Source organism: Faecalibacillus faecis (assembly GCF_003024675.1).
In the GTDB taxonomy this organism is placed as follows: domain Bacteria; phylum Bacillota_I; class Bacilli_A; order Erysipelotrichales; family Coprobacillaceae; genus Faecalibacillus; species Faecalibacillus faecis.
Window position 1 is genome coordinate 1 of record NZ_PYLP01000033.1, and the last position, 10,630, is coordinate 10,630.

Sequence of the window (10,630 nt, forward strand, 5' to 3'; positions counted from 1 at the left end):
TTTCTGTTTGTTTGATACCTTTATCATTGGATTCATAGCCAAGATGATTATTCATTTCACCTTGAAGCATTGATTCAAATAAAGGCCCAAATAGATCTTTGAGAGCATCGTTCATATCTTCAACAGAGTTTGGATTATAGGCATCAATGATTGCCTGCGCGAGTGCAACTTTTTTAGGGTCACGTTTATTTCTAGTCATGTTCATATCCTCATTTCCTCCTAATTATAACATAGACAAAATAAAAACTGTGTTCATCAGGTCGCGCGCCCCTGACTTACACAGTTTATTTTACACTCTCGGTGTTTTATAATTTATACACTTTCTTGGTCTGTTGTTAAGTAAATCTATGTTATATTGTAATTCTTCTTCGTCAACGTTTGATAAATCCATTCCTTTTGGATAAAACTCTCTAAGTAAGCCATTTGTATTTTCGTTCGTACCTTTTTGCCATGCACAATACGGATCACAAAAATATGTTTTACAATTTAATTCTTTCTCAATTTGCTCATATCCAGAAAACTCTTTTCCTCTATCAAAGGTAATAGTTTTTACTAATTCATTAGGAAAGCCACTTAATGCTTCTATTATCGCAGGTGTTACAACGGCTGCTGTTCTATTTTTAACTTTGATTGCGATATAAAATCTTGATTTCCTTTCTGCTAACGTTACGAAGCAATAACTAGATTTTCTTTTATGATCAACTCTTCCAGATTCTACAGTATCACCTTCCCAATGCCCTAATTCAGTACGTTTATATACGCTTTTATCACGCTTTTTTATAGATCTTCCACCATCGTTGAATTTTCCTCTTGTTTCGGCCGGTCTTTTGAACTTACCTTTTCGACGCAATCAATTCATTGTAATACTTCCTAATCGTTTTTGCCTAATCATACGATAAATTGTTGAAGTTGATGGTATATCAAGGTCACTACACTTTCTGTGATATATTTCATCTGGAGACCAATGTTCTTCAATCCTATTCTTTACATATGAAATAGCCTCATTGGATATAATCTGATGACGTCCGCATTTATGTTTTTTCTCTATACACTTATTTTGAGCTGTAGATGCCGTATATCTCGTTATACGATAACCACTACCAGTTTTATAACTGTTTCGTTTGAGCTCTCTAGAAATTGTACTTGGATTTCTATCTAACTGATGTGCAATTTCTCTAATGGAAAGCCCACTTAATTTTAATTGTGCTATTATAATTCTTTCATTTATGTTAAGGTGTTTATAGTTCATGATATTCTCCTTTAAAAATGTTTGTTTAGCCACTCACATTTTACCACGAGAGTTCATGGACTTTTTATTTTTTTCTTACATGTTGCACTTATTATGATAAATTATCTGCAATAATAAAACAAACAGGACATTTTCTTCATTATGAAGGCTTCCTGTTTGTTTTTATTCTATGCTTATAAATTGACGCTTACCATTGTTTTTTCTTGATGTCGTTATTGATACTCTGAACATTCATAATCTCACCATCCTCGTATAGTAAAATTAGATACTCAAATTACTATATATAGTCTTTTGAGTACCTAAAGATACTTGATATAGTAATTTTAGTTCTCTAAAACTACTATAATTATCAATGATAATTTATTATATTTCTAGCCACTATTTTATTTGGCGCTTACTATTTACACCTTAATTTTACTAGAAAAGGAGTATGCATAATATAATTGATTAACCTAATCGGAATGATTGGTCAGCTACGCCATAATAATCATCTATTCCAAAGTGTGTCTTTTTAATTTGAATTCATTTTCTATCCCAATTCAACACTCTTATAATATTATCACCTAATATTTTTTGTTGTATTTCTGCATTATTAGTTGCTTTTTTTACTAAATCTACCGACAAACTAAAATCTCCCCATGGTGCATCTGTACCCATCAAAATTTTATCTGGATCAATTTCTTTTAGTGCTTTTTTCAATGTACTTAATTGAACACTTGCTGTATCAATATATACATTCTTTCTGCGTTTAGCTACTCTAATAGCTGCATCAATAGCATCTGGTTCTCCAATATGTGCCATAATTAATGTAACATTTGGAAATGTCTCTGCCATTTCGTCAAATTTACCAGGCATATTAAACATATCAGATTGACCATGGACAAGTACTGGTTTATTATACTTTTCGCAAATCTTGAACAGAGGATCAACAATTTCATGTCTATCTAAAGCAAATCCATGTCTAGTAGGATTGAGCTTTAATCCATATAAATTTAAATCTCTAAAGCAACGTTCTAATTCTTCTTCAGCCTCCCACTCCCACGGATTAACAACAGCATATCCTATGATTCTATCAGGATACTTCTTTTGCATTTCAGCAACATAATCATTATTAATTGTTTCTACTTGAGAAGTAACAACACATGCATCTACACCTGCTTTATCTAGCCATTCAATCATTTCTTCAGCAGTAAAGTTAATACCTTTTCTTTTGCCGATATGATTATGAGAATCAATAATCATAATGAGTTCCCTCCGTTCAATAGATTCATTAAATTCAAGCTATAAATGTTATTCAATTCGTTTTCATCTTTAACTATAGATTCAATTTTTTTCATTTCTAGTTCCATATCTCCCGTAGGAGTATCCGACCCAAAAATGATTTGATTTGTTAAATTTTTTTTCACAATATTTTGTATTCTAATTCCAAACATTGAAGATGTTTCAATATAAATATTTTTATATTTCTTAGCAACATTGATAGCTGAGGTTGTTTCATACATCTGACCTCCATGTGCCATAATCAAATTAACCTTTGGAAAAGTCATAGCCATTTCAGCAAACATATTTGGACTAGAATATACATTTGCACCGCCAAAGATCAGGATAGGTTTATTATGTTTTTCACATATTTTAAATAAAGGATCTAACAGACTGTGGTCATCTAATGCATAAGCATGTTTAACAGGATGAAGTTTTAATCCATGGATTTCATCAGTTGAAAATGCTTTTTCTAGTTCCTCTTCCGATGTCGTAGACCAAGGATTAATTGTAACAAAGCCAAAAAGTCTATCGGGATATCGTTTTACTGATTCAATAACATATTCATTATCTATCTGTTCGGAAAAGGAAAATACGACGGCTTTATCAATTCCTGCTTCATCCATATTTTTAATAAAATCATCTACACTAACACTTATTCCCTTTTTTTTACCGATATGATTATGTGCATCTATTTTCATTGTCTACATCTCCATTCTCCAGGCAACTACCTGATTAAAGAAAATCATTTCTGCTAAATCTTTGATATCTGATAAAATATTAATTTTTATTTTATTATCATAAACTTCTACTTTAGTTTCATCTGCTGGGGTTAAAATGATTTGTTTTGTTACGTGTGCTTCACTCATAATCTCATTATACTTATCTTCTGTATCATCTACTCCAATTAAACATAATAGTTTATTAGGGATTTCAACTAAATGTTCACCATGTAAATATTCATTCTTTGAATAACAAGCTGTCATTAATTCTATTCCTTCTCTTAACAAGAGTGTAGAATTTATTGCATTAAACTTGCTTTTACTATCATAAATAAAGTCAACACAAGCAATGTTTTCAAATAGAGTTAATATAGAAGATTTATGTTTTAATAGTTCTTCATCATAATTATTAAGTTTAGTGAGTAATTCATCATCTGTCTTTAATGAATAACAACATTCATCAAATAAATACTCCAGTAAATACTTAATAACAATCAAAGTATTCAAATAACTATTATGTGAAATATAGAATTCCTTGCTAGCATTCAATAAAATGCTATTCTTATAGTTAGTATATAAATAACCATTCAGATTATTAGTAATAGTAATGAGTTCAAAAGTACAATTTCTACTCTTTAATTCCTCAATAGTATCAACAATTTCTTTTGAATTACCGGATTGTGAAATGATTACTAGTAAAGTATGATCATCTACTAAATGCATATATTTATTCTTAAATTCTGCTGCTTCTATTGAGAGAGTTAAAATGTTGCAGTGTTCTAATTGAGCTAATGCATATTGACTTGCATATAGAGAACTACCCATTCCAATCAAGAATAACTTAGTTATTTTTTTTGTCTTAATACTCTCTTTTATACTCTTAAAAGAATTAAAACCATATCCATCGCAATATTGGATACATTTTTCAATATCATTGTTTCTATTATTTAATTCGTTCACAAATTGTTTTTTATCATGATCGAATTTGATTTTTTTTTCTATATTCATATATTACCTCAAATGCTAATCATTTTCTAATTGTTCTTCTTTTAATAGTTGTCTTTCATAAGTTTTCGCAAATGGATACCAAACAAAACCAACAATAATAAATAATACTAACTGAGCTACAACCGCTCTCCAGTCACCACCTGTTGCCAGGTATGGATATAGTAAAGGTGGAGTTGTCCAAGGGACTGAGATATAAGGTGCTGTCATAAGTCCTAAACGAATAAGAACATAACCATACATCATACCAAATACTGTTGTACCAAATACATACGGTAAGAAAAAAGTTGGATTCATAACTACTGGTAAACCAAACACAACTGGTTCATTAATATTAAAGATACTTGGAATAAGAGACATTCTGCTGATTGATTTTAATCTCTTTGATTTAGAGAAGAGATAAATTAATACTAAAGGTAAAGTAATACCGTTTCCTGTAGGCATACCAAAGCAAAATACAAATGGTTCTGTTAACACATGAGTAGGTTTCATACCTGCAGCAACTTGTTCTACGTTTAATGCGATATTAGCTACTAAGAAAGCATACATTACACCTTGTACTGTCATAGAACCACCATGAATACCTACTGACCAGCATAACATCAAAATTAAACCAACTAATAATACTGCATACCATGTATCAGATAAAATTAAAATAGGACTTAAAATAGATTTTAAGAAACCATTTAAATCGAAACCAATAATAATTCTTAAAAACCAGAAGAATACAAATAACACAGTCATTGGTAAAATTGATGAGAAACTTGAGGCAATACCCGCAGGAACACCGGCTGGCATTTTGATACCGAGGTTGTGCTTATCACAAAAGTGCATAACTTCAGCTACAATAATTCCAATAACGAATGTAGTAAACATTCCAGAAGCACCAAATCCACCTACTGAAATACTATTAGTCTTTAAATCTAATGGTGCCACTGTTAATAAAAAGCAAACTGAACTTACAATACCTACAGTTGTTTTATCTAAACCATAAGTATCGGCTAATTCAGAGCCAATACCAAATGCTAAAAATAAACTAATGAAACCAAATGTCATATTTGATAATGTGTTTATTGCATCATTGTAAGGTGCCATCACTTTAGCTAAAGATGTGATTGGCAGATTAGTAAGAATCATAGGGAATGATCCTACAATCAATAATGGGATTAAGCGAATCAATGCATTTCTAATTGCAACCATGTATTTGTTGTTCCCAAACTTAATTAATGGTGGTGTAAGTTTACTATCAATAAAGTTAGTCATTTTATCAAGAAAATTATTCATTTGTTTCACTCCTCTTCTTAGGTAAACTATATTGTTATACTTTAACTATCTTGATTTTTTCATTTTCGAATGAGGACATATTAAAATCAGGATTAGAATCAGTAATAATATAATCAATATCATTATAATCAGCATATGAATAAAGTGTTTTTAATGAAAATTTAGAATGGTCAGTGACAACAAAAACTGTATTAGCTTGTCTAGCAATTGCTTGTTTTGTTAACCCCTCTTCTAAATGAGGGAGTGATATGCCATATTCAGTATCAATTCCTTCTGCACCCATGAAGGCTTTATCAAAATAGAACTTTCTTACAAAATCAATAGTAAGATCACCTATAAATCCTATAGACTTTTCTCTATACTTTCCTGGCAACATACATAAATCAATATTTTCAGCCATGAATAAAGCATTAACTACTAGAATAGAACTCGTCATCACTGTTACATTTTTGTTAGATTTAGCAAGTTCTTCAGCTATTTGAGCACATGTTGTTCCACAATCTATATAGACTACTTCTCCATCATTAATATATTCAATGGCTTTTTGAGCTATACGAATCTTTTCTGCTATCATCTTATCTTTTTTCAATATATAACTTTCTTCTGAGCCAACACTCTTATTTAAGTATACTGTTCCTTGTGATATCAATATAACGTCTTGATTTTCAAATTTTCTTAAATCTCTTCTTATAGTCATTACTGAGACATTAAATTTTTTCGCGAGTTCATCTAATGTCATAGATCCTTCTTTTAATAATTTTAGGATTTCAATTTTTCTTTCGCTAGCGTTCATTTATGTTCCTCCTTCAGTTATAGAATAGCACACAAAAATAACACATTCAATCATTTTTTTTGTTATTTTATGTTATTTTTAACGCATATGTGCTTATTTTCCTATAATAATTAAATAAATGTTAATTAATAACATATAATAACATTTACATTGTTATTATATCACATTTAAAAAAACAACCTCTTTAAGCAATGGTATTAAGTTAAAGAAAACTAATACCATCGGGTAATTAAGTTAAGGTGTCAGCTACAAAACAGCAGACACCTTTTCTATTATTACTAAACACATTTGAAAAAAAGCATGGTTTAAGACGCGCTTGAAAAGAACTATCACATAGCTCTAAAAAAATTATTGTTATCCTAAAACAACAGTGTATAATAAATCACATTAGGACGTTCTATAATTTAATGGCTTACATGATTGACCTTTTATATTACGTTCAAACGATCTTTCTGGTCTTCGAGGGACCAGAAATTTTTTTATTCTCAGAATAAGTTCTTTCATATTTATCTTCTTTCTGAGATAAAGTCTTATATTGGTGACTGCACTGCTGAAATTGGGTTTATAATCATATTCCAGTTCCAGCTTTTTATTTTTCTTCAAATCTATGTTTCTGATGATTGCTTTTGAAACATTGTACATTAGAAAGGCTGCATTTATTTCCTGCTGTATCAGCTTTTTAACTGGTACTAGTTAAATGGAAGAATTAAAGCATCCTATGGCATAATGTCATAAATTATTATCATTAGAAAGACGAGGTATTTAATTATGGCTAAACCAACATTTACAGATGAATTTAAATAGGGAGTTGTTCAGTATGTTCTCGATCATCCTAATGAATCTAAAGTTTCAGTTGCCAAACGTTTTGGTATTGCTGACAGCACTATTCATAAATGGATGAAAGATGCTGATAAAAATAACGGTACAGTTGTTTCTAGAGGTTCAGGTAATTTCTCAAGTGATGAAGCTAAGGAAATTGCTTGATTAAAAAAAGAACTTAAAGATACTCAGGATGCACTTGATGCCCTAAAAAAGGCTATTGGCATGTCTTAGAAAATAATTAAACAGGAACTGTATCATCAGGTAAAAATCAAAAAACATGATGGTAAAACAGCTTCAATTTCCAGTATGCTTGAAAAATTAAAATTAAGCAAATCAGGCTATTATGCTTGTTTAAAAAGAGGTCCAAACAAAACAAAAATAAGAAGAGAAAGAATTACCAAGGAAGTCAAGAGAATCCCTAAGGAATCATTTGAAATATATGGTTCACCTAAAATAACATCTGAATTGTTAAATCAGGGTGAAAAAGTAAGTCAGAGATTCATACATCAAATTATGAAAGAAAATAATTTAAAAGCTAAATATATAAAACCTTGGACGAAAACAACAATAAGTTTAGATTTCTCTTCTAAGCTTGAAAACCTATTAAATAGACATTTTAATCCATCAAAGCCAGATTGTGCCTGATGTACAGATATTACTTATATATGGACATAGGAAGATGATTTTGTATATTTGACAAGTGTAATGGATTTATTTTCAAGAAAGATCATTGCATGGGTATTGACAGAAATAATGGAAGCAGAAGAAGTGCTGCGATGCATAGAGATAGCAAAAAAAAGAAGAAATATAAAAAATCCATTAGTGATTCAAAGTAATTGCGGAGTACAATTCACATCAGCAAAATATGCAGAAATAACGGATAAAATGATCATGAGCTATTCACATAAAGGAACACCTTGGGACAATACATGTATTGAATCATTTCATGCACTGATTAAAAGAGAATGGTTGAACTTTTATAAAATCGAAAATTATAAACATGCATACAAATTAATTTTTGAATATATAGAATCATTTTATAATATGAGAAGAATTCACTCGCATTGTGGGTACTTATCACCAAACGATTATGAAAGAAAGTATATTCTAGAATTAATCAACAACAACGCAACTTATTTAACTAATTCTGTAATTTAAGTTGTCCAAAATATTGACATAGTACCAATATAGATAAGGCGGAACTTATTCAAAAAGAAGATGTTTTTATTGATAATGTGATCTTGATGATTTTTATTGTTATCGTTGTACTTATATTTCTTTTAAGAAAGAAAATATATTTATGGTTAACAAAATTAGAGAAAAAAATGAATTCGTTTATTATCTATCAATAGCTTCTATATGCTTAATAAAAATTTTTAATAAACAACATTTAGCTCTTCATTGACGGATGTAAATCGCATCGCTATACTATAAGAAAGAGAGTATGTTTTGATAAGTGAGGAAGTTATGAAAATAAATCAAAAAGAAAAAGATATGCGTAGAGAAAAAATTCTAGATGTTGCTTTTCGATTATTTGTTGATCAAAAAATTGAATCAGTAACGATGGGAGAAATCGCTAAAGAAGCTGGAATTGGTAGAGCAACACTATTTCGCTATTTTCCGGGGAAGTTGGAATTAGTTATTGCGGTCAATACCAAAAAATGGAAAGATTATTTAGATGGATTAGATGATAGAAGACCAATTAGTTCGATAGAGGATATTCCTGCAATAGGAAGATTGATCTTTACATTAGATAGCTATATTGATATGTATCAAAATAATAAAGATTTACTTCGTTATAATGATAACTTCAATCATTATGTTTCTCATTCAGGAAGAAAAGATTTGAAAATGGATGAATTTAATAAAGCTCTTTATTCGGTAAATACCCGTTTACATAAAATGTATGAAAAGGCAAAAGAGGATAAAACTTTTAGAACAGATATTCCCAAAGAAGAATTTATGCGTGTGACAGTTCATACCATGATGACCGCTTGTGCTTATTATGCAGGTGGATTTGTTTGGGGTTCTAAAGAGGATACAGATTATACTCCTGAATTAATAAAATTAAAAGAAATGATTCTTGCGTATGCAACATTAAATAGGTAAGAATGAAATATAAAAATAAAAAGGAAGGTTTTGTAAATGCAAAAGAAAGTAAGAAAAGCAATTATACCAGCAGCAGGATTAGGGACACGATTTTTACCAGCAACAAAGGCAATCGCTAAAGAAATGTTGCCAATCGTAGATATTCCAACAATTCAATACATTATTCAAGAAGCAGTAGATAGTGGAATTGAAGAAATCTTAATTATCACAAATAGTAATAAACATGCTATGGAAAATCATTTTGATAAAAACTATGAACTTGAAGAAAGATTAAAGGAATCAGGAAAACTTGAACAAGTAAAAATGATTCAAGATATTGCAGATATGGCCAATATCTACTATATCAGACAAAAAGAACCAAAAGGATTAGGGCATGCAGTCTTATGTGCTAAATCATTTATTGGAGATGAACCCTTTGCAGTCTTATTAGGAGATGATGTGGTTGTTAATAAAGAAGGGAAGCCTGCTTTAAAACAATTGATCGAACAATATGAACAAACATCAGCTTCTGTCGTAGGAGTACAAACAGTAGCGAAAAAAGATGTTAGTAAATATGGAATTGTTGAACCATCAAAATCACATCCAGCCAAAGGAAGACTTGTAAAATTAACAGATATGGTAGAAAAACCAGCACCAGAAAAGGCACCAAGTCAAATGGCAGTGTTAGGAAGATATGTATTGACTCCAGAAATCTTTGAACTGTTAGAAACACAAGGAAAAGGAGCAGGGGGAGAAATCCAATTAACAGACGCTATTAAAAGATTATTAGATAGACAAGCAGTGTATGCTTATGATTTTGAAGGAAAGAGATATGATGTGGGAGATAAATTTGGATTTATCAAAGCAACTATTGATTTTGCTTTAGATCGAGAAGACTTACATGATCAAGTAAATGATTATATTCATACATTAGTTGAAAAAGAAAAGAAATAATAATTAAGAAGCAAGGAAAACCTTGCTTCTTTCAGTATATAAACACAACATAGGAGGTAAAAAAGAGAAAAAGGTAAAAAAAGAGAGGGATAAAAAACATCGATACAGAGGGGAAAAAGGAAGGGAACAGGAAAAAAGATAAAAAAAGATAGAGAAAAAGCTTTACAAAAGGAGAAATGGATGGTAGTATAAATGAGCACTCGACGAGAGAGACGAGTGAGAGGACATTGAAAACTGAACAGGAAAGAATAAAACACAACGTCAATTTAAGTTTAAAAGAAAAAAGAGCTAAACAGACCAAAGTTGTCTGAAGAGATAGAAGGACAATGGAGAGTTTGATCCTGGCTCAGGATGAACGCTGGCGGCGTGCCTAATACATGCAAGTCGAACGCTTCACATATGTGAAGAGTGGCGAACGGGTGAGTAATACATAAGTAACCTGGCCTTTACAGG

At 30.5% G+C, this 10,630-nt stretch carries 11 protein-coding genes, 1 rRNA gene and 2 pseudogenes; 6 read left to right on the forward strand and 8 right to left on the reverse strand.

What is annotated here, in order from left to right; translation table 11 throughout:
* From C7U55_RS12935 to C7U55_RS12965, 8 genes and pseudogenes are all read right to left on the reverse strand, one after another.
* Window positions 1-199, reverse strand: a pseudogene (locus tag C7U55_RS12935) (hypothetical protein); the annotation flags it as partial.
* Between the two features lie 90 nt (window positions 200-289).
* Window positions 290-850 (reverse strand): IS30 family transposase, encoded by a 561-nt coding sequence (locus tag C7U55_RS13825; RefSeq protein WP_204638436.1) that lies wholly within the window; start codon window positions 848-850, stop codon window positions 290-292.
* Window positions 851-1,249, reverse strand: a complete 399-nt coding sequence (locus C7U55_RS13830) for a helix-turn-helix domain-containing protein (RefSeq protein WP_199625163.1) — start codon at window positions 1,247-1,249, stop codon at window positions 851-853.
* Window positions 1,250-1,771: 522 nt separating this feature from the next.
* Window positions 1,772-2,491, reverse strand: coding sequence for an amidohydrolase family protein (locus C7U55_RS12945; RefSeq protein WP_106988904.1), 720 nt, complete (start codon window positions 2,489-2,491; stop codon window positions 1,772-1,774).
* Window positions 2,488-3,210, reverse strand: a complete 723-nt coding sequence (locus C7U55_RS12950) for an amidohydrolase family protein (protein ID WP_106988905.1) — start codon at window positions 3,208-3,210, stop codon at window positions 2,488-2,490. Before C7U55_RS12950 ends, C7U55_RS12945 begins: the two co-directional genes overlap by 4 nt.
* Before the next feature lie 3 nt (window positions 3,211-3,213).
* Window positions 3,214-4,239 carry an SIS domain-containing protein gene (locus tag C7U55_RS12955; RefSeq protein WP_106988906.1) on the reverse strand — a complete coding sequence of 342 codons (1,026 nt, stop codon included), beginning with the start codon at window positions 4,237-4,239 and terminating at the stop codon, window positions 3,214-3,216.
* Between the two features lie 15 nt (window positions 4,240-4,254).
* Window positions 4,255-5,520 carry a PTS sugar transporter subunit IIC gene (locus C7U55_RS12960; RefSeq protein WP_106988907.1) on the reverse strand — a complete coding sequence of 422 codons (1,266 nt, stop codon included), beginning with the start codon at window positions 5,518-5,520 and terminating at the stop codon, window positions 4,255-4,257.
* Between the two features lie 34 nt (window positions 5,521-5,554).
* Entirely contained in the window at window positions 5,555-6,313 is a 759-nt protein-coding gene (locus tag C7U55_RS12965; RefSeq protein WP_106988908.1) for a DeoR/GlpR family DNA-binding transcription regulator, read from the reverse strand.
* An 840-nt stretch (window positions 6,314-7,153) separates the two neighbouring features.
* On the opposite strand from C7U55_RS12965, the pseudogene C7U55_RS14305 reads away from it, so the two are divergent.
* The 6 genes and pseudogenes from C7U55_RS14305 to C7U55_RS12990 form a co-directional block, all read left to right on the forward strand.
* Window positions 7,154-7,297, forward strand: a pseudogene (locus tag C7U55_RS14305) (hypothetical protein); the annotation flags it as partial.
* A 144-nt stretch (window positions 7,298-7,441) separates the two neighbouring features.
* A complete protein-coding gene (locus tag C7U55_RS13835) occupies window positions 7,442-7,780 on the forward strand; it encodes an IS3 family transposase (RefSeq protein ID WP_195994470.1) in 339 nt (112 codons plus the stop codon).
* A gap of 48 nt (window positions 7,781-7,828) precedes the next feature.
* The gene (locus C7U55_RS13840) at window positions 7,829-8,293 is read left to right on the forward strand and encodes an integrase core domain-containing protein (protein ID WP_158566642.1); all 465 of its coding nucleotides are present in this window, start codon (window positions 7,829-7,831) and stop codon (window positions 8,291-8,293) included.
* Between the two features lie 309 nt (window positions 8,294-8,602).
* Window positions 8,603-9,244 (forward strand): TetR/AcrR family transcriptional regulator, encoded by a 642-nt coding sequence (locus C7U55_RS12980; RefSeq protein WP_106988910.1) that lies wholly within the window; start codon window positions 8,603-8,605, stop codon window positions 9,242-9,244.
* A gap of 36 nt (window positions 9,245-9,280) precedes the next feature.
* A complete protein-coding gene (gene galU / locus C7U55_RS12985; RefSeq protein WP_048925016.1) occupies window positions 9,281-10,177 on the forward strand; it encodes a UTP--glucose-1-phosphate uridylyltransferase GalU in 897 nt (298 codons plus the stop codon).
* Between the two features lie 323 nt (window positions 10,178-10,500).
* Window positions 10,501-10,630 (forward strand): 16S ribosomal RNA (locus C7U55_RS12990); the annotation flags it as partial.